The organism is uncultured Flavobacterium sp. (assembly GCF_963925185.1).
Taxonomy (GTDB): Bacteria; Bacteroidota; Bacteroidia; order Flavobacteriales; family Flavobacteriaceae; genus Flavobacterium.
On record NZ_CAWURC010000001.1, the window covers coordinates 51,531 to 71,484 of the forward strand.

The 19,954-nt window shown below is 32.8% G+C and carries 16 protein-coding genes and 1 tRNA gene; 8 read left to right on the top strand and 9 right to left on the bottom strand.

Annotated features, from left to right (window positions below):
- The first annotated feature begins 183 nt into the window (after window positions 1-183).
- Complete coding sequence (gene tatA, locus AABM59_RS00235) at window positions 184-360, top strand: twin-arginine translocase TatA/TatE family subunit (protein WP_338406967.1); 177 nt, start codon at window positions 184-186, stop codon at window positions 358-360.
- Window positions 361-441: 81 nt separating this feature from the next.
- Here tatA and AABM59_RS00240 read toward each other — a convergent pair whose 3' ends face one another.
- The 4 genes from AABM59_RS00240 to AABM59_RS00255 form a co-directional block, all read right to left on the bottom strand.
- Window positions 442-2,565 carry a Tex family protein gene (locus tag AABM59_RS00240; RefSeq protein ID WP_338406968.1) on the bottom strand — a complete coding sequence of 708 codons (2,124 nt, stop codon included), beginning with the start codon at window positions 2,563-2,565 and terminating at the stop codon, window positions 442-444.
- Window positions 2,566-2,580: 15 nt separating this feature from the next.
- Window positions 2,581-3,483: a cation diffusion facilitator family transporter gene (locus tag AABM59_RS00245; protein WP_338406969.1), complete on the bottom strand. Its 903-nt coding sequence runs from the start codon at window positions 3,481-3,483 to the stop codon at window positions 2,581-2,583.
- Between the two features lie 6 nt (window positions 3,484-3,489).
- Window positions 3,490-3,918 (bottom strand): ribose 5-phosphate isomerase B, encoded by a 429-nt coding sequence (gene rpiB, locus AABM59_RS00250; protein WP_338406970.1) that lies wholly within the window; start codon window positions 3,916-3,918, stop codon window positions 3,490-3,492.
- Between the two features lie 639 nt (window positions 3,919-4,557).
- A complete protein-coding gene (locus AABM59_RS00255) occupies window positions 4,558-4,791 on the bottom strand; it encodes a DUF2007 domain-containing protein (RefSeq protein WP_338406971.1) in 234 nt (77 codons plus the stop codon).
- A gap of 106 nt (window positions 4,792-4,897) precedes the next feature.
- Here AABM59_RS00255 and rnr point away from each other — a divergent pair, with 106 nt between their 5' ends.
- From rnr to AABM59_RS00270, 3 genes are read left to right on the top strand one after another with little or no spacing between them, the layout of a single operon-like run.
- Window positions 4,898-7,078 (top strand): ribonuclease R, encoded by a 2,181-nt coding sequence (rnr, locus tag AABM59_RS00260; protein WP_338406972.1) that lies wholly within the window; start codon window positions 4,898-4,900, stop codon window positions 7,076-7,078.
- 5 nt (window positions 7,079-7,083) lie between these two features.
- Window positions 7,084-7,752 carry a head GIN domain-containing protein gene (locus tag AABM59_RS00265; protein WP_338406973.1) on the top strand — a complete coding sequence of 223 codons (669 nt, stop codon included), beginning with the start codon at window positions 7,084-7,086 and terminating at the stop codon, window positions 7,750-7,752.
- Window positions 7,753-7,792: 40 nt separating this feature from the next.
- The gene (locus AABM59_RS00270) at window positions 7,793-8,470 is read left to right on the top strand and encodes a LysE family transporter (protein WP_338406974.1); all 678 of its coding nucleotides are present in this window, start codon (window positions 7,793-7,795) and stop codon (window positions 8,468-8,470) included.
- A gap of 118 nt (window positions 8,471-8,588) precedes the next feature.
- Here AABM59_RS00270 and AABM59_RS00275 read toward each other — a convergent pair.
- Window positions 8,589-8,659 (bottom strand) — tRNA-Cys (locus AABM59_RS00275).
- A gap of 139 nt (window positions 8,660-8,798) precedes the next feature.
- Window positions 8,799-9,158 carry a dihydroneopterin aldolase gene (folB, locus tag AABM59_RS00280; RefSeq protein ID WP_338406975.1) on the bottom strand — a complete coding sequence of 120 codons (360 nt, stop codon included), beginning with the start codon at window positions 9,156-9,158 and terminating at the stop codon, window positions 8,799-8,801.
- Window positions 9,159-9,275: 117 nt separating this feature from the next.
- On the opposite strand from folB, the gene AABM59_RS00285 reads away from it, so the two are divergent.
- A complete protein-coding gene (locus AABM59_RS00285) occupies window positions 9,276-11,366 on the top strand; it encodes a glutamine--tRNA ligase/YqeY domain fusion protein (RefSeq protein WP_338406976.1) in 2,091 nt (696 codons plus the stop codon).
- A 375-nt stretch (window positions 11,367-11,741) separates the two neighbouring features.
- Here the strand turns inward: AABM59_RS00285 and AABM59_RS00290 are convergent, their stop codons facing one another.
- A complete protein-coding gene (locus tag AABM59_RS00290; protein WP_338406977.1) occupies window positions 11,742-12,725 on the bottom strand; it encodes an SPFH domain-containing protein in 984 nt (327 codons plus the stop codon).
- Between the two features lie 285 nt (window positions 12,726-13,010).
- On the opposite strand from AABM59_RS00290, the gene AABM59_RS00295 reads away from it, so the two are divergent.
- Window positions 13,011-13,307, top strand: coding sequence for a hypothetical protein (locus AABM59_RS00295; protein ID WP_338406978.1), 297 nt, complete (start codon window positions 13,011-13,013; stop codon window positions 13,305-13,307).
- A gap of 179 nt (window positions 13,308-13,486) precedes the next feature.
- Here the strand turns inward: AABM59_RS00295 and gltX are convergent, their stop codons facing one another.
- Both gltX and AABM59_RS00305 read right to left on the bottom strand, forming a co-directional pair.
- The gene (gene gltX, locus AABM59_RS00300) at window positions 13,487-14,992 is read right to left on the bottom strand and encodes a glutamate--tRNA ligase (RefSeq protein ID WP_338406979.1); all 1,506 of its coding nucleotides are present in this window, start codon (window positions 14,990-14,992) and stop codon (window positions 13,487-13,489) included.
- Window positions 14,993-15,077: 85 nt separating this feature from the next.
- Window positions 15,078-16,106, bottom strand: a complete 1,029-nt coding sequence (locus tag AABM59_RS00305; protein WP_338406980.1) for an alkane 1-monooxygenase — start codon at window positions 16,104-16,106, stop codon at window positions 15,078-15,080.
- A gap of 130 nt (window positions 16,107-16,236) precedes the next feature.
- On the opposite strand from AABM59_RS00305, the gene AABM59_RS00310 reads away from it, so the two are divergent.
- Together AABM59_RS00310 and ybeY are read left to right on the top strand one after the other, a co-directional pair.
- A complete protein-coding gene (locus tag AABM59_RS00310) occupies window positions 16,237-19,494 on the top strand; it encodes a hypothetical protein (protein ID WP_338406981.1) in 3,258 nt (1,085 codons plus the stop codon).
- The gene (gene ybeY, locus AABM59_RS00315; RefSeq protein WP_338406982.1) at window positions 19,491-19,913 is read left to right on the top strand and encodes an rRNA maturation RNase YbeY; all 423 of its coding nucleotides are present in this window, start codon (window positions 19,491-19,493) and stop codon (window positions 19,911-19,913) included. Before AABM59_RS00310 ends, ybeY begins: the two co-directional genes overlap by 4 nt.
- Window positions 19,914-19,954: the final 41 nt, after the last annotated feature.

The window sequence follows — 19,954 nt, forward strand, 5'->3', positions numbered from 1 at the left end:
TAATGTCTTGAAATCACTCGTGAAATTTCTTTGCGGAATTTATAATAAGAAATTGTTTTACCAAATTTTTAACGTTGATAAAACTAAATAAATAACTGAAAATGAATTCAAGTTAAGTATTTCTATATACCTTTGTCATTAGAGTTATTACAAATTTGCTTCGGCAATAAATTATTTTTAATCATGGGAAGATTTGGCATCACAGAAATCCTTGTTATATTAGCAGTTGTTTTATTACTTTTTGGGGGTAAAAAAATTCCAGAATTAATGAAAGGTTTGGGTAGCGGAATTAAAGAATTCAAAAATGCAGCCAAAGACGACCAGCCGGCTGATAAAAAATCGGACGAAACTAAAGAATAAATTTCTTTATCTCAAAATCCAAGAGTGCGGTAAGAAATTCCAAACGCTAGACAATTTTGTTCTTGAGTTTGGAATTTTGTTTTAAATAACCATCGTTAGCTGAATTCGCTTTCGATCTTCGTCAACTTCTGTAATTTTTACTTGAACGTGTTGGTGTAATTTCACCACTTCGTTTACATCACTCACAAAACCAGCTTTGAGTTGCGAAATATGAACCAAGCCACTTTCCTTAATTCCAAGATCAACAAAGCACCCAAAGTTGGTAATGTTATTCACAATTCCTGGTAAAATCATTCCGGTTCGAAGATCTTTAATCGTTTTTACATTAGAATCAAATTCGAAAACTTTAGCCGCTTTTCTTGGGTCTAAACCTGGTTTTTCGAGTTCTTTAATGATGTCTTTCAAACCTAATATTCCTATTTCTGGAGTGACATAATTTTCTGGTTTTATAAGGCCGGTTTTTTCTTTATTGGCAATCAAATCATTGACTGAAAGTTTCAAGTCTTTTGCCATTTTCTCTACAATTCCATACGCTTCCGGATGAACGGCAGAGTTGTCCAGCGGGTTTTTTGCATTCGAAATTCGAATAAAAGCAGCGCCTTGTTGGTATGCTTTTTCACCTAATCGAGGCACTTTTTTTAATTGTTTTCTATCTTCAAAAGGTCCATTTTCCGAACGATATTGAACGATGTTTTCGGCTAGCTTCTCTCCTATTCCACTCACGTAACTCAACAAATGTTTGCTTGCTGTATTGATGTTTATTCCAACGGAATTCACGCAACGAATTACTGTATTGTCCAACTCTTCTTTGAGTTTGGTTTGATCCACGTCGTGCTGATATTGGCCTACGCCTATGGCTTTCGGGTCAATTTTCACCAGTTCAGCCAATGGATCTGAAAGTCTTCTTCCAATAGAAACGGAACCACGAACCGTCACATCATAGTTTGGAAATTCTTCTCTTGCAATTTTTGATGCAGAATACACCGAAGCGCCTGCTTCTGAAACTATAAAAATCTGAACGGGTTTATCGAAAGCAATTTTCTTAATAAAAAATTCAGTTTCTCTTGAAGCGGTTCCGTTCCCTATGGAAATCGCGTCAATTTGATAGGCATTGACCATCGAGCGAATTTTTTTCATCGCCATCGCTGTTTCGTTTTGTGGAGCGTGAGGATAAATGTTTTCGTTGTAGAGCAAATCGCCTTTTTCGTCCAGACAAACTATTTTGCAACCCGAACGAAATCCTGGATCAATAGCCAGAATTCTTTTTTCTCCCAAAGGGGGGGCAAGTAATAATTGTCCCAAATTATTGGCAAAAACCTGAATTGAATTGGCGTCAGCTCTAACCTTGGCTTCTTGCAAAGCTTCGTTTGAAATTGCTGGATTTAGCAATCTTTTAAAACTGTCTTCTATGGAAAGTTGTAAATGAGGTGTTGTTTTGTCTTGTTTTTTAATAATAATTTCGTGAATTAAATCATAGGCATCTTCGATTTCTACCTCGATTTTTGTTTTTACAAAACCTTCATTTTCTGCACGAAGCATTGCTAATAAACGGTGTGAGGGTGTTTTAGATAACGATTCTGACCAATCGAAATATTGATTAAATTTTTGTGATTTCTCGTCTTCTTTTTTTGTTTTAACGACCTTGGTGGTGATGGTAGCTTTTCGTTGAAAAAGTCTTCGCAACTGCTTTCTAACATAAATGTTTTCGTTAATCCATTCGGCAATAATATCGCGTGCGCCCCGCAATGCTTCGTCTTCGTTTTTAATATTATTATTTAAATATTGAGTTGAAATAAAATCGACATCATCATTGTTTTGTGCCATTATCATTTTTGCTAATGGTTCCAATCCGTTTTCACGAGCGACATCTGCACGTGTTTTTTTTTTCTTTTTATAGGGTAAATAAAAATCTTCTATTTCCTGTAAATCGAAACTTTGCTTTATTTTGTTTTCTAATTCGGGCGAAAGGGGGTTTTGTTCTTCGATTGATTTTAAAATCGCCTCTTTCCGTTTTAAGATGATTTCATACTCCTTTTGAAGTTTGGCGATTTGTTCTATTTGTACTTCGTTAAGATTACCTATTTTGTCTTTTCGGTATCGGGAAATAAATGGAATTGTGCAGTCGTCTTGTAGTAATTGAACTGTGTTTTGAATGTTTATAACCGCTGTAGCAACTGTTTTTGAGATGAATTGTAGGTTGGTCATTATTTTGTTTTAATATTAATCTTGGACAATGAAATCCATTGGGTCTTCTTTGTTGTATTCGGGTTGAATATTAACGTGATTGATTTTGAATTTGTTAAATAAAACGCGTTCTAGGTTGTGCAACATTTCGTTAAATTCAGACATTTTTATATCTTTAAGACAGTCTAAATGTGCTTCTAGATGTAGTTCGTCTTCGTTGAGATACCAAACGTGAATGTGGTGTAATTTGCCCACGCCTTTTATTTTGTGAACTTCGCTAATAATTTCTTTTATATCAATATGGACTGGGGTGAAAAGCATCAACATTTGGGTGGATTTTTTAAGTAAATCGACGCCCACAACTATCAAATAAATAGCAATAAGTAATGTCATTACGCCATCTACCCAATACCATTGAAAATATTTCATTAACAAACCACCAACCAAAACCGCCACCGAAGCCAGCATGTCTGTAAATAAATGCAAATAGGCCGATTTCATGTTTAAGTTTTTGTCCGCATCTTTTTTTAACATTAAAACCGATAATCCATTAACAATGATTCCTAAAAGAGAAAGCCAAATTACTAACTCAGAAGCTATTTTATGTGGATTGAAAAAACGCTCGGTTGCGCCGTAAATTAAAAACAAGGCAACTATTATTAAGGTCATTGCGTTTACAAAAGCGGCTATGAGTTCGGCTCTTTTGTAGCCAAAAGTTTGATTTATAGAGGCTTTTTTTCTGGATAATTTATAAGCAACATAACTAAAAACTAAAGAAAGAACGTCGGAAAAATTATGTAACGCATCAGATATTAAAGCTAGACTTCCTGAAATAAGTCCACCTATAACTTGGGTAACCGTAATTACTAGATTTAGAATAATCGAAAAAAGAAGGTTTTTACCCTGCACTTCGTTTTTGTGGTAGTGATTGTTTCCCAAAATAATTTAACAACTTATTTTACTCACTCTTGTTTGGTGTCTCCCTCCTTCAAATTCAGTAGTAAGAAAAGTTTCCACCATTTCTAAAGCTTGGGAAATTGAAGTATAGCGCGCAGGAATACTAATAATATTAGCATTATTATGTTGGCGAGCTAGGGCTGCAATTTCATTCGTCCAGCATAAAGCGGCGCGAACTTTCGGGTATTTGTTCACCGTCATTGCAATTCCGTTTCCTGAACCACAAATTACGATTCCAAAATCAACCTTTCCTTCAGACACGTCTTTTGCAACAGCGTGACCAAAATCAGGGTAATCAACACTTTCATTTGTGTCTGTGCCATAATTCGTGACTTCGTATCCTTTAGCCTTTAGCATTTCCATAATTGCTTTTTTATAATCTGGTCCGGCGTGATCGTTTCCAATAGAGATTTTCATTTTTTTTTATTAATTGTGTATCGCAAATTTAAGGAAACAAATGTTTAATTTTTTAATATATCTTATTAAATATATAACAGCCAAGGTATTAATTCAAAGAAGTTTTTAGAAAATGACTTTAATATAAATTATCCTTAAATAAAGGTGTGGTATTATAAATGTGGTTTATTCTGGTTGTGTTAATAGTGTTTTATAATTCATTGATAATCAGATAACCTTAAATTAACATTCGGTGTTTATAACTTTACATAGATAGTTAAAAGTATTTCTTTTTTGTATTAAATAAAAACGTAATCCAAAACAGGAACGAAACAACCAAATTTAGTTTGGTGAATTTATAGAAAAGTTATTGATAAAAAAACCCATATTGTTAACAAAAACAGAATAGTAAGTTATTTACAAAAGAGATTGTTTGTGGTTTGTTAACCATTGTTAATTATTTTTTAAAATCACTTTAAAACAAGCAAATTAACTTTATATAATGGTGTTAATAAGTCGTTATAAAAACATTTATCTACAAAACATCGTGTTTTAAAAAAAACTTATAGTAACTATTAACACACTATAATCACCATCAAAAAATAAATTTAATTTTCTTTTCTTTTTATTGTTTTTAATAGATGTTAACAACTTTTGAATTTAAACTATATTTAAATTATTATTTAATTCATCTAATATATTTTGAACCCTTTCGAAATCATTGGGGTGGATTTTTAATTTTATTCCACCTAACGCATTGGAATAAAAAGGAGCAATGGAAGTCATGGTTTCATTCTCAAAAAAATAATAAATACCCTCTAATTCAAAACGATGTTTTAGAACTACAATTTCGTGCGTATAATTAAAAATAGCTATAGTTTTAAATTCCTCCATTTTTAAATTTTTTATAAATATACAAAGTTATTATTTCTTTAAAACTAGTTTAGATTACTCTATACTGAATACTATTTTGTAATTTTAGACTTTTAAGAAAATATTTATGAGTAAAAAACTGAGAAAACCAGAAAATAAAGAGAAAGATTTCTCTAATAAAATTATAAAAATATTAGCCCAGAATGCTAATAAAGCATTTAATTATAAACAAATAGCCGCTATTTTAGATGTTGATGATACTAAAAGTAGAAACGAAATTATTAAAAATTTAAAAATTCTAGCTTCACAAAAAAAAATAGTAGAAACAGAACCCGGAAAATACCTTGTAAAAGCAATTAGTCAAGATTACTACGAAGGAACTATTGATATGACCAGTCGAAGAACGGCTTATTTTGTTAGTTCTGAATTAGAAGAAGATATATTTATTCCAACTAATAATTTAAATCGCGCTTTAGATAAAGATACTGTTAAGGTTTATGTTTACAATAAAAGAAAAGGTAAAAAACCCGAAGGAGAAGTTATTGAAGTTATTGAGAGAAAAAAAACTGATTTTGTTGGTGTAATTAAAATTCATGAAAACTTTGCTTTTGTTTCTACCGCCAATCCTAAAATGTATACCGATATTTTTATCCCAAAAGATAAATTAGGAGAAGCAGAACAAGGTGATGTTGTTTTAGTTCATATTGAAGATTGGCTAAAAAAAGCCGATAGTCCTTTTGGAGTCGTGATTAAAGTTCTTGGAAAACCAGGAGAACATGACACTGAAATTCACGCCATCTTAGCGGAATATGGTTTACCAGCAGAGTTTCCTGTTGAAGTCGAGGTTTATGCTCAAAAAATAGATACTTCGATTACGGAAGAAGAAATTAAAAAACGTCGTGATATACGTGACACATTGACTTTCACGATAGATCCAAAAGACGCCAAAGATTTTGATGATGCTTTGTCTTTCAAAAAATTAGAGAATGGGAATTATGAAATTGGTATTCATATTGCTGATGTTTCACATTATCTTCAAGAAGGAACAATACTGGATGATGAAGCGTATCAACGAGCAACTTCGGTGTATTTAGTAGATAGGGTTGTACCAATGTTGCCTGAAGTTTTATCAAATTTTGCTTGTTCACTTCGTCCTCAAGAAGAAAAATATACATTTTCTACCATTTTCGAAATAACAGAAAAAGCCCAAGTAGTTAATCAATGGTTTGGTAGAACGGTGATTTTTTCAAATCAACGATTTGCTTACGAAGAAGCACAATACATTATAGAAACAAAAGACAATACCATTCCTGAAGATATTTCTATTACAGGAGGTTCTTATAAAGTATCTAACGAAATTGTAGCAGCAACTCTTAAAATGCAAGATTTAGCTATAGTTTTACGACGAAATAGAATGAATGAAGGCGCTATTTCTTTTGATAAAGTAGAAGTAAAATTCAATTTAGATGATCAAGGAGAACCAGAAGGCGTTTATTTTAAAATATCAAAAGATGCTAATCATTTGATTGAAGAATTTATGCTTTTAGCTAATAGAAAAGTGGCAGAATATATTGGAAAACAAAAGAAAACTTTTATTTATAGAATTCATGATGAACCAAATGAAGATAAATTAATTGCAATGCAAACTGTAATTGCAAAATTTGGTTATAAAATAGATTTCAGAAACAAAGGAGATATTTCTAAATCCTTGAATGCTTTATTAAATGATGTTTCCGGAAAAAAAGAACAGAATTTAATAGACACACTCGCAATAAGAACGATGAGTAAAGCTAAATATTCGACGGATAATATTGGACATTATGGTTTAGCGTTTGATTATTATAGTCATTTTACTTCACCAATTCGTCGTTATCCAGATGTTATGGCGCATCGATTATTACAATTTTATCTCGACGGAGGAAAATCTGTAGATGAAGAAAAATACGAGGCAAAATGTTTACACTCTTCCACAATGGAAGGTTTAGCAACTAATGCCGAACGGGATTCTATTAAATACATGCAAGTAAAATATATGCAGAATCACAACGATCAAGAGTTTTTAGGAGTAATTTCTGGAGTGACTGAATGGGGAATTTTCGTTGAAATTATAGAAAATAAATGCGAAGGAATGGTTCGAATACGTGAAATTAAAGAAGATTATTATACTTTCGACGAAAAACAATATGCCTTGGTTGGTGCTACTACAAAAGCTTTGTTGCAATTAGGCGATGAAATTTACGTTAAAGTAAAAAACGCGGATTTAGTTAAAAAACAATTGGATTTTAATTTTATTAGAAGAAACGAATAAAAAAAATGAAAAACTTACTAATTATTACTTTCGTATTATTAACCCAAATCACACTCTCACAAGTCACGAGAGATCTTGGAGATTTTGACTCGGTTAAAGTTTTTGACAAGCTCAATGTAAAACTAATTCCATCCACTGAAAATAAAGTAATTATCAATGGAAACAGGGAAGATGAAGTTGAAGTGGTGAATAAAAACGGAGAATTAAAATTAAGAATGCCTTTCCCAAAATTAATGTATGGCGATGATATTATTATTACATTATTTTTTAAAAAAATAGAAACTATTGGAGCTAGTGAAGGAACTTATGTTTCGTGCGACAAAACATTTGAACAAACCTCAATAGATTTAGATGCCAGTGAAGGAGCGGAGATAAATTTAGACCTAGATGTCGAGAAAGTAAATGTTAGAGCTGTTACTAGGGGAGTTATTGAGTTATCAGGGGATGCAACGAATCAAAACGTAATTATTACCTCAGGAGGAATTTTCAACGGGAAAGATTTACAAACTTCACAAACAACAGTAAGTGTTTCAGCCGGAGGCCAAGCGTTGGTTTTTGCCGATTTATTAGTAGATGCAAAGGTAAAAGCCGGGGGTTCTATAAGTATTTATGGAAAACCAAAACAAATCAATCAGAAGATAATTTTAGGGGGAACAATTAAGGAAATGCAATAATATTTAATTGAATTTCTATTTTTAATAAATTTTATTTTTAATGATAAACGATATTTTATCTGGTATTCCGTGGGGAATATTTTTAAGTTTTATGATAGGGCCTGTTTTTTTTATATTACTAGAAACTAGTATTGTAAAAGGGTTTAGAGCCGCCTTAGTTTTTGATTTAGGTGTCGTTTTAGGCGATATAGTATTCATCACGATTGCTTATATAGGAAGTTATAGGCTAATCACAAGCCTTAAAGACAACTCCTCTCTTTTTATGTTTGGGGGAATATTGATGCTGTCTTATGGGGTTATTTCTTATATAGGATTACATAAAGAAAAAAAGATTGATACCAATAAAATAGACAACGAGATTATTAGAAAAAACTATTTTGGTTTATTTGTAAAAGGATTTTTTTTAAACATCATTAATATTGGTGTTTTTGGCTTTTGGTTAGCAATTATCATTTCAATAGGACCAAAACTAGAAATGCAAACCTCGAGAATGATGACCTTTTTTACAACAGTAATTATGTCTTATTTATTTGTTGATTGTATCAAGATTGTATTAGCCAAGCAGTTAAAAACAAAGATGACACCCACAAACACTCTTAAAATTAAAAAAGGAATAAGTGTTGTGTTAATGGTTTTTGGTGTTATTTTAATTACCCAAGGTTGGTTTCCCAATGAAAAAGAAAAGTTGAAAGATGTTTTGGAAAGGATAGATAAATAAAAAACAAAAATTACTTAGAATACCCCCACCTAACCGTCCTGATTCAAACCCCTTCTTTACCTAATTTTTCTTAAAAATTAAACATAAAAAAACCTTCAAACCGATTTGAAGGTTTTAGAGGCATCGTCCGGATTCGAACCGGAGTAGGAGCTTTTGCAGAGCCCAGCCTAGCCACTCGGCCACGACGCCATTATTGAATGGACGGCAAAAGTAACTAAAAAGATTAAAGTTTAAAAGATTAAAGTTCAAAAATTTTTAAAAATTAGAAATTGCTTCGCTTGTTCGGGCAAAAACACTATTGAGTAGTAATTTATAATTCCCAATTAACTTAATTTCTAGATTGTTCCATTTCAATAGTAACCGCCTCAACATCACCACCAATTGGTGGATTTAGTTTTGAAACTGCTGTTTTTATCCACAAAACAGATGGAATTTCCTTTAAAGATCTTGTAATAATTCTTTGAACAACGTGTTCTAGTAAATGAGATCGAATAGACATTTCATCTACAACTATGCTATTTAAAAGCACATAATCAACCGTGTCTTTTAATTTATCTGAAATTGATGATTGTTGCAAATCGGTTTTAATTTCTAAATCAACCAAATAGTCAGAACCAATTTTTCCCTCTTCTGTCAAACAACCGTGATAAGAGTAAGTTCGGATATTTTTTAGTTTTATAGTCCCCATGTCTTTAATGTTCAGTTAGTAGCATTCGGTTAAATAAGTAAATAATAACACATCTATTATCTATCTGTCTATTATCTATCATCTAAATTTTTATCTTTGCTAAAATTAAACAAAATTATGTCAACCGAAGATAAATCACTTCATTTTATAGAACAAATCATAGAAGACAACATAACGAGTGGTTTTTCTAAAGATAAATTACGTTTTCGTTTTCCACCAGAACCTAATGGGTATTTACATATTGGTCACGCCAAATCTATTTGTTTGAATTTTGGCTTAGGATTGCGTTATAATGCGCCTGTAAACCTACGTTTTGACGACACCAATCCCGCAAAAGAAGAACAAGAATACGTTGATGCCATTAAAGAAGATTTACAATGGCTGGGTTTCGAATGGGCAGAAGAACGATATGCTTCTGATTATTTCCAGCAATTATACGATTGGGCTGTTCTTATGATTCAGAACGGAAAAGCATACGTCGACAGCCAATCTTCCGAGGATATGGCAAATCAAAAAGGAACACCAACACAACCAGGAGTTGATGGACCATTCAGAAATCGTTCTATTGAAGAGAATTTGACTTTATTTCAAGAAATGAAAAATGGTGATTTCCCTGAAGGAAGCCATGTTTTACGTGCCAAAATAGACATGACATCCACTAATATGTTGATGCGCGATCCATTGATGTATAGAATATTACACCGTCATCATCACAGAACGGGAAGCGATTGGAAAATTTATCCGATGTATGATTTTGCTCACGGTGAAAGTGATTATATTGAGCAAGTTTCGCATTCTATTTGCACTTTGGAGTTTGTTATGCATAAAGAATTATACAATTGGTTTTTAAATCAAATTTATGATGATAAGAAAGTAAAACCCACTCAATATGAGTTTGCTCGTTTGAACTTGAATTATACAGTAATGAGCAAGCGAAAACTGTTGCAATTGGTCCAAGAAAATATTGTTAACGGTTGGGATGATCCAAGAATGCCAACAATTTCAGGCTTACGCCGAAGAGGTTATACTGCGAATTCCATTCGGAAATTTTGCGACATCATTGGGGTTGCCAAACGTGAAAATGTGATAGATGTTTCGCTTTTGGAGTTTTGCTTGCGTGAGGATTTAAACAAGACCGCACCAAGAGTTATGGCTGTTTTAGACCCAATAAAAGTAGTAATCACGAATTATCCATCAGAAAAAGAAGAACTTTTGGATGCCGAAAATAATCAGGAAGACGAAGATGCAGGTTATAGAAAAGTGCCTTTTTCTAGAGAAATATATATTGAAAGAGAAGACTTTTTAGAGGAAGCTCCAGCCAAATTTTTCCGACTGTCCATTGGAAAAGAAGTCCGATTAAAAAATGCTTACATCATTAAAGGAGAAAGTGTTGTAAAAGATTTGGAAGGTAATATTACAGAAATTAATGCCGTCTATGACGAAGATTCCCTTTCAGGAAGTGGGAGTGAAGCCAGTCAACGAAAAGTGGCCGGAACCTTGCATTGGGTTTCCATTAATCACGCCATTGAAGCGGAAGTTCGTTTGTATGACCGACTTTTTATCGACGAATCACCAGATAGCCAAAAAGATAAAAACTTCCTAGATTTTATGAATCCACATTCTTTGCAAATCATAAAAGGATTTGTCGAACCAAGCCTATCCCAAGTTAAACTTGGAGAAAAATTTCAGTTTCAACGTTTGGGTTATTTCAATGTTGATAAAGACTCAGCCGCGTCTAAATTGGTTTTCAATAAAACCGTTGGACTCAAAGATGCTTGGGAAGAAAAAGGAAAAAAAGAAGAAAATTTATTGATGAACACTCAAAAGGAACTCAATAAATATGTCAAAGAAAAAGAAGAAAACACAGCAGAAGCCATTCTAAAATTAATTGTCGACAACATTAAAAGCATTGACAATTTCAGTCTAATCGTAAATACCATTATCAAAAACATAAAAAACGACAACAATTCGTTATTGTTTTCAAATTTAATTTTGAACTTTTCAGACAAGGTTAATGCAAACGACATCGAAAAAGAATCGTTAACAAAACTATATTTGATGTCGTTAAAAAGTCAATTGGCACCGGTTCGGTTTTTTACAATTCAAAATTTAAATAATGATTTACATAATTTTAATGATTTCAAAACACAACTTTCAGAATTAAAAAAAATAGAAAAAAATGAAAAGATCTTGGGGTTATTAATTTAATTTGAACTAAAGTTTTTAACAATTGAAAAATACCTTAATGGGTTGTTTTTTTTGTTATTGACAACACCTATGACACATTATTTTCTATAAAATTCAATAAAAGATGAACACTAAAAAACAGTCTTCTTACAAACAAATAGAATCTAAAAAAATTAAGCTCGAAAAATAACCTAACTATCAGCCAATAGTTTGGAAAGCTCAAAAAAAAGAAGGTTTCACACCAAAAATTATCAACAAAGGTGTTGCGTATTACAAATAAACATTTTTCTGATTCGTGTGTAACTATTCTCGGCGTCACAATTCCAATTATCATCAATTGGTTAAAAAAGAAAAGAGGCCATCAAGCCCCTTTTTTGTGAATTTAAAAAAAAAATATTATTCAGATTCTGTTGATTCGGATTTTTCAGAATCTTTTAATTCGTCATATTCAGTCTTTTTTGGCTTGCCCTTTCGACCTCCTTTTTTCATCATTTCACCCACCTGGTTCGAAGCAGAAAATGATGCCACCATATTATTCAACATATCACTACCAGCTTGCGGAGAATTAGGCAATAAAATTAAATTTGAATTTGCGTCTGCGCCAATAGCTTGTAAAGTGTCATAATGTTGGGTTACTACTATTAACGCAGAAGCTTCTTGCGAATTAATACCCACTTTGTTTAAAACATCAACACTTTCGACCAAGCCACGGGCAATTTCACGTCTTTGATCTGCAATTCCCTGTCCTTGCAAGCGCTTGCTTTCCGCTTCAGCCTTTGCTTTTGCCACAATTCTAATTCTGGAAGCTTCAGCTTCAAACTCAGCTACGGTTTTTTCTCTGTCAGCCGCATTTATTCTATTCATTGCATTTTTAACCTGAATATCAGGATCAATATCCGTAACTAAAGTGTTGATAATCGTGTAACCATAAGTGGTCATTGCCTCGTTTAACTCTCTTTTCACAGCAATAGCAATGTCATCTTTTCTTTCAAAAACATCGTCTAGTTTCAATTTTGGAACTTCGGCACGAACCACATCAAAAACATAAGATGTAATTTGGTCGTGGGGGTATTCTAATTTGTAAAAAGCATCATAAACCGTTTCTTTAACAACCATAAATTGTACAGAAACTTTTAGTTTTACAAAAACATTGTCTTTGGTTTTGGTTTCAATAATAACATCTAATTGTTGAATTTTTAAATTTACTCGACCTGCAATATTGTCGATTAAAGGAATTTTTAATTGAAGACCAGACTGCCGTATGCTTAAAAACTTTCCAAAACGCTCTACCACTACAGAGGTTTGTTGTTTTACGGTAAAAAAAGAAGAAAATAAAATAAACAATCCAATTGAAAGAAGGACGATTAAGGCAATGTTCATAATAAGTAAATTTAAGTTAAAATAATTAACTGTTAAATTACAAAAAAACTTTAGGTCCACCCCTGTTTAATAAAAATTTTATGAAAAAAATAAGTTTTGTTTTTGTTTTCAATAACAGCTTTTGCACAATACAATTATGGGGATTCGAATAGAATAGGAATTTCTATTGGGGTAAATCAATTTAACTTAAATACAAACAATTTTCAAACAAAGCCAGGATCGGTCTTGAGCGTTGGACTTTCAATGTGAGGAAATTTTTATGATGACCGGGACGTGGCTTATGCAATGCAGTTTAGTGAAAAGAATTTTAGTGTTGCCGTAAATAGTGGGTTTACTAAAGAAGACACGAATTATAAATTATCATCAGCCCAAACAACCTTGATGCTAAGCTATAAAATTGTTCAAAATCATTTGAGTATTGAATTTGAATCAACATCCCAAGTGAACGGAAAATTAAAAACCGATTTGTCAAATGAAAACAATATTATTTACGGAACAACATTCCTTGTCAAAGACATTGAAGATGTTTCTAGATTCAATTTTTATCCTACCGTTGGAATTACGTTCGAGGCGAAACACTAAAGGTTAAATATTTATTATCTACAGGGCATCAATAATATTCTTGGGAATTTGAATAGCAAGAACTTAGAAATTGATTTTAAAGGGAGTGCGGGAATTTTGAACGGGAATATTGTTTTGTATTTATAAAAAAGCTTCCGGCCTTTCAAAAGGCGAGAAGCTTTAAATTATATTTTATGATTTTATAAAGAAGCTATTGCTTTCTTAATTCTTTGAATCGTTTCTTCTTTTCCAACGAGCTCCACGATGTCAAATAAATGAGGCCCTTTCAAAGCGCCAACCAAACTCAAACGAAACGGCTGCATCACTTTTCCCATTCCAATTTCGTTTTTAGTCATCCAATCCTTCACAATGGTTTCGATGTTTGCAGCAGTAAAATCCGTTATTTCTCCAAGAACCGAAATCAACTTTTGCATTAAAGCCGGAGTTTCTTCTTTCCAGTTTTTTGATGCTTTTTCGTCATAAGATGTTGGGGCTATAAAAAAGAAATCACTCAATTCCCAGAATTCAGAAACAAAATGAGCGCGTTCCTTAACCAACGAAACTATTTTTATTAAAGAGCTTTCGGGCACAGAATAACCTTTTTCAACCACCACGGCAGCGAAGCTTTTAGCTAAATCTGTATCCTTCTTTTTTACTAAATATTGATGGTTGAACCACTTGTTTTTGTCTGGATCAAATTTGGCTCCCGCCTTATGAACCCTACTCAGGTCGAAAGCGTTTTCTAATTCTTCTAAAGAAAAAATTTCTTTTTCGGTTCCATCATTCCAACCCAATAAGGCTAAAAAGTTGATTACCGCTTCAGGAAAGAATCCCTTTTCCCGATAACCCAACGAAACACCCTCTACTGTTTTCCAATCTAATGGAAACACAGGGAACCCCATTTTATCCCCGTCACGTTTGGATAATTTTCCATTTCCAACAGGTTTCATAATCAGGGGTAAATGGGCGAATTCTGGAGCTTCCCAACCAAAAGCGCGGTACAACATAACGTGTAAAGGCATCGACGGCAACCATTCTTCACCACGAATTACATGAGAAGTTTCCATTAAATAATCATCAACAATATTTGCCAAATGATAGGTTGGCATTCCGTCACTTTTAAACAAAACTTTGTCATCCAAAAGATTGGTTTCAAACTTCACTTCACCACGAATGATATCTTGCAAATGCAAGGTTTCGTTAACTGGAGTTTTAAAACGAATTACAAAATCTTCACCAGCAGCAATTCTTTTAGCGGTCTCTTCAGCAGAGATTGCCAAAGAAGTATCTAGTTTTTCTCGATTGTGCCAGTTGTATATAAATGTTTTACCCTGTTCTTCGTGTTGTTTTCTATGAAAATCTAACCCTTCAGCAGTGTCAAAAGCATAATAAGCATTTCCTGAATTAATTAACTCATCTGCATGTTTTTTATACAAATGCTTTCTTTCGGATTGTTTGTAAGGACCAAATTTTTCATTTTTTCCGATGGTTTCATCTGGAGCAATTCCCAACCACTCTAAGGCTTCTATAATATATTCTTGGGCACCGGGTACAAAACGATTTTGATCTGTGTCTTCAATTCGAAGAAAGAAAACGCCGTTATTTTTTTTGGCAAACAAATAATTGAAAAGCGCGGTACGAACACCGCCGATATGTAAAGGTCCAGTTGGACTTGGTGCAAAGCGCACCCGAACTTGCTTTGACATCTTTGTGATTTTTTTTGCAAAGATAAATTAAATGGATTGGTAGATTGGCAGACTTCTTGAGTTTTTAGATAAAACCTCTAAAATCCTACTTCATTTCTTCGGGTATTCGTTTATTCATAACCGCAAACCAAAGCGGAGGAAAGAATGACAAAATAATAGATGTTGGGTAACCATAAGGCATTTGGGGAGAAATATCGTGATATTCTAAAATTTGATATTTCTTTTGAGATTTATAATGATGATCGCTATGGCGGGTTAGTTCGTAAAGAATAATTCGCCCAAGAACATGATTTGAATTCCAAGAATGTTTCTCTGACACACGTTCATACCTTCCGGATGCGAGTTGGTTTCTTTTTAACCCATAATGTTCTACATAGTTAATGGTTTCCAACAATAGAAAACCCACAATTCCCGCAAACAAAACAAACAAAAACCCTTTGAGTCCACAAAACGAATATATGAGCGCTAAATAACTAATTTGAATTATCGTATACCAAAACATGTCGTTTTTCACAGAAAAGAAGGAACGATTATCAATAGTGTTTAATTTTTTTTGAATTTTCCATGCTTTTTTATAAGTTCCGGTCACGGTTTGAAACCAAAAAGCATATAGATTTTGATTGTATTTTGCCGTTGACGGATCTTCGGGTGTGGAAACATCTAAATGATGTCCATGATTGTGTTCTATAAAAAAATGGGTGTAATGACTTGGGATTAAAAGAAATTTGCCCAGAACCTTTTCAAAAAGATTTTTTCTATGACCCAATTCATGCGCAACGTTAATTCCGTTAGCACTTAGTATAACCCCAAGACTCAATGTCATTCCGATGATTTCGGTTTGAGACACTTCGGTTTGATTAATCTTATACAAACAAAATGCTATTACGCCATATACTATAGGAACATTTAAATAGAGCAATACATCGAAAAACTTGTTTTCTAATCTTTCTGAAACAGCCCCTTGACTATAATTTTTTTTATCTATTGGTAAGAGCAACTCCAAAAAAGGAATTACAACAAAAGCAAACAACAATGCAGAGACCGACCAAAAACCACCTAAATATATTCCCAGAACACCAATAACGGGAATGCTATATGCCCATAAATATTTCATATCAAAAGATTTTTATAAAATTACCAAATCATTTTTAATTCACCAACTATATAAGTTTGATTTATTTTAACTTTTTCTAATTAAGATAAATTAGTACTTTTAGCAGTTCTTTAAACACAAATTATAAATTTTGGAAACGTCAAATTTTATTTATCAAAAATTAGAGCTTTTCATTAAAAAGTTTTACATAAACGAACTCATCAGGGGGATTATTTTCTTTATTGGTTTAGGTTTGTTGTATTTCCTGTTTACACTTTTTGTAGAATATGTTCTTTGGCTTAAACCAACAGGAAGAACATTCTTGTTTTGGGCCTTTGTTAGTGTTGAAACCTTCCTTTTATTTCGGTTTATTTTGTTTCCAATGTTCCAATTGTTCCAACTTAAAAAGGGAATTGATTTCAAAGATGTGTCGAAAATTATTGGCAATCATTTTTGGGAAGTAAGCGACAAACTCACGAATTTCCTTCAATTGTCGAATGACAAAAACCAATCGGAATTATTATTGGCTTCCATAGAACAAAAAGCGAACGCATTGCAACGAATACCATTTGGCAATGCCATTAATTTTAATAAAAACAGAAGGTATTTACCACTTGTGATTTTTCCAATTCTTTTTTTCTTGCTCTTTTATTTGTCAGGAAACAGCAAAATAATTTTACAAAGCTTAAATAGGGTGGTACATTTTCAAGAACAATTTATACGGCCAGCTCCTTTTAAATTTATTGTTTTGAGCAAGGATTTGCAAACGGAACAAAACAAGGATTTTATCATTCTGGTAAAGACCGAAGGAAAAGTGATTCCCGAAAACGCGATGATTTTTATTGGAGACGAAAGTTATTTTATGGAAACTACAAAAGCGGGAGAATTTCAATTTAAAATTGAAAAACCAACATCAAATGTTTTGTTTCACATTGAGGCCAATGCGGTTTCATCTTCTGAATATGAATTAGATGTGTTGGCTGTGCCATCAATCACCAACTTTGAAATGCGGTTGAATTTTCCATCCTATTTGAACAGAAAGGCAGAAATTATAAAAGGAAATGGTAATGCCATTATTCCAGAGGGAACTCGTGTTATTTGGAAAATCAACACCTTAGCAACTCAAAATGTAGAATGGAAAGATTTAACCTCCAATTTCCCTTTTTTAAAATCGGAAAACAACTTCACTTTTGCTAAAAACATTTCTCAAAACACAGAATATCAAATTCTTACTTCGAATGTGAAAGTAATAAATTATGAAAAATTGAATTATCAAATTTCGATAATTAAAGACCAGTTTCCGACAATCATTGTAAATAAAGCTCCCGACAGTTTAAAAGTTGACAAAAGTATTGTTTTAGGACAAATTTCGGATGACTATGGACTTTCTAAGCTCCAAATTGTTTATTACCCTAAAAACAAACCCGAAACACTCAAGCGAGGAACGATTAACGTTAAGAAGGAGGTGTTCGACCAATTTATTTTCGCTTTTCCCGGTAATCTATTCATTGAGCAAGGGGTTTCCTATGAATATTATTTCGAGGTTTTCGACAACGACGCCATTCATCATTTTAAAAGCACTAAATCTTCCGTTTTCTCTAATCGAATTGCAACAGATGAAGAAAAGCAAGACCAAGATTTGCAAGAACAAAACAACAATGTTAATAGATTAGAAAAATCATTGAAAAACCAAGACAAACAAATCTCTGATTTAGAAAAACTTCAAAATTCCAACAAAGAAAAAGAAAATCTCGAATTCAAGGACCGTCAAAAGATAGACGATTTCTTAAAACGTCAAAAACAGCAAGATCAATTAATGAAAAGGTTTGCGGAAAAAATGAAAGACAACATGGATAAATTAAAATCGGATAAAAAAGACGAATTCAAAGAAGATTTGCAAATAAGGCTCGACAATGTTGATAAGGATTTGGAAAAAAACAAAAAATTATTGGACGAACTAAAAGAACTAAATGATAAAATCAAGCAAGAAGATTTGATGGACAAAATGGAGAAGTTTAAACAGAACGCAAAAAATCAAGCCAAGAGTTTAGAACAGTTGGTTGAACTGACCAAGAAATATTATGTCCAGAAAAAAGCCGAACAACTCAAAGACAAACTCGACAAACTTTCAGACAAGCAAGAAAAATTATCAAACAAAGACCAAGAAAATAACATCGAAAACCAAGAAGAAATAAATAAGGAATTTGATAAAATACAAGAAGAACTAAAAGATTTGGATAAAGAAAATAAGGAACTAAAAAATCCGTTGGATGTTGGAATTGACAAAGAACAAGAAAAAAAAATTGACGAGGATTTAAACAAAGCTACCGAAGAATTACAGAAAGACAAGAAAGTAAATGCGAAACCCAAACAGAAAAGCGCCTCCAAGAAAATGAAACAAATGGCCCAAAAAATGGAGCAAAGCATGGAGGGTGGTGAGAAGGAACAACTTGAAGAAGACGTTGCAATGTTGCGTCAAATTCTAGATAATTTGCTTGCTTTTTCGTTTTCTCAGGAAGAGCTAATGGATAAATTCAAAAGTTTTCAAACGGGCTCACCCGCTTTTAATAAAAATTTAAAGCTTCAACAAGATTTAAAACTTCAGTTTAAACATATTGATGACAGTTTGTTTGCGATGTCTTTACGCAACCCAAAACTTGGAGAAAACATCACAAAAGAGTTAGGAAACACCCAATATAATCTAGATAAATCCTTAGAAAATTTGGCCGAAGCCCAAATTCCAAAAGGAGTTTCCCATCAGCAATATGTGGTGTCATCATCAAATAAATTGGCAAATTTTTTGGCCGAGATTTTAAACAATATGCAAATGTCTATGTCGAGTATGGGACCAGGAAAGCCAAAACCCGGACAAGGAGATGGAATGCAATTGCCGGATATCATTAAAAAGCAGGAAGGATTAGCTAAGAAGATACAGAATGGTATAAAAAAAGGACAAAAACCGGGAGAAGGTAAAGAAGGTGAAAACAGAGAGGACGGAGAAGGAGATGCAAAAGCCATTATGGAAATTTACAAAGACCAAAAACAATTGCGGGAGGCTTTACAAAACGAATTGGAAAAACGGGGAATTGGCGGAAACGGTCAAAACACTTTAGAGCAGATGAAGCAAGTAGAAAAACAATTATTAAACAAAGGGTTTAAAAACGAGACTCTCCAAAAGATACTCAACGTCAAACAAGAACTTTTAAAACTCAATAATGCTATGCAACAACAAGGTCAAGAAAACAAACGTCAATCCGAAACCAATAAAAAGATGTTTAACAATCCATCAAAAGCCCTTCCGTCCAACTTATTGGATTATTTAAACAGTATTGAAATATTAAATAGACAATCCTTACCTTTGCGCTCGAATTTCAATCAAAAAGTTCAGGAATATTTCAACACAAAATGACACACTTTAATTACGAAACAGATTTCATTCTTGAGAACGAAGAAACCATTACACAATGGCTATCAAATGTTATCTTGTCAGAAAACAAGAAAGAAGGGGAGATTAACTACATATTTTGCAACGATGACTACTTGCATAAAATCAATCTAGAGCATCTTGGTCACGACACATTAACTGATATTATTAGTTTTGATTATAGCGTTGGAAACGAAATAAATGGGGATATTTTTATTTCCATCGAAAGGGTAAAAGACAATGCTGTCGATTTCGACGTTCCTTTCGACAACGAACTCAAAAGGGTCTTGGTTCACGGGGTTTTACACTACTGTGGCTATAAAGATAAAACCGAAGCAGATGAGCTTTTAATGAGAAAAAAAGAAGATGAAAAGTTAGCTTTGTTTCACGTGGAACAAAAATAATTTTAGGTTGTTTCATGCGAAATATCAGTAAGCACTATTTC

Coding starts and splice junctions, on each gene's coding strand:
- AABM59_RS00305 (WP_338406980.1), bottom strand. CDS start 16,106: ATGAAATATTTATGGGCATATAGCATTCCCGTTATTGGTGTTCTGGGA.
- gltX (WP_338406979.1), bottom strand. CDS start 14,992: ATGTCAAAGCAAGTTCGGGTGCGCTTTGCACCAAGTCCAACTGGACCT.
- AABM59_RS00290 (WP_338406977.1), bottom strand. CDS start 12,725: ATGAACATTGCCTTAATCGTCCTTCTTTCAATTGGATTGTTTATTTTA.
- tatA (WP_338406967.1), top strand. CDS start 184: ATGGGAAGATTTGGCATCACAGAAATCCTTGTTATATTAGCAGTTGTT.
- ybeY (WP_338406982.1), top strand. CDS start 19,491: ATGACACACTTTAATTACGAAACAGATTTCATTCTTGAGAACGAAGAA.
- rpiB (WP_338406970.1), bottom strand. CDS start 3,918: ATGAAAATCTCTATTGGAAACGATCACGCCGGACCAGATTATAAAAAA.
- AABM59_RS00285 (WP_338406976.1), top strand. CDS start 9,276: ATGTCAACCGAAGATAAATCACTTCATTTTATAGAACAAATCATAGAA.
- AABM59_RS00255 (WP_338406971.1), bottom strand. CDS start 4,791: ATGGAGGAATTTAAAACTATAGCTATTTTTAATTATACGCACGAAATT.
- AABM59_RS00265 (WP_338406973.1), top strand. CDS start 7,084: ATGAAAAACTTACTAATTATTACTTTCGTATTATTAACCCAAATCACA.
- AABM59_RS00240 (WP_338406968.1), bottom strand. CDS start 2,565: ATGACCAACCTACAATTCATCTCAAAAACAGTTGCTACAGCGGTTATA.
- folB (WP_338406975.1), bottom strand. CDS start 9,158: ATGGGGACTATAAAACTAAAAAATATCCGAACTTACTCTTATCACGGT.
- rnr (WP_338406972.1), top strand. CDS start 4,898: ATGAGTAAAAAACTGAGAAAACCAGAAAATAAAGAGAAAGATTTCTCT.
- AABM59_RS00270 (WP_338406974.1), top strand. CDS start 7,793: ATGATAAACGATATTTTATCTGGTATTCCGTGGGGAATATTTTTAAGT.
- AABM59_RS00295 (WP_338406978.1), top strand. CDS start 13,011: ATGCAGTTTAGTGAAAAGAATTTTAGTGTTGCCGTAAATAGTGGGTTT.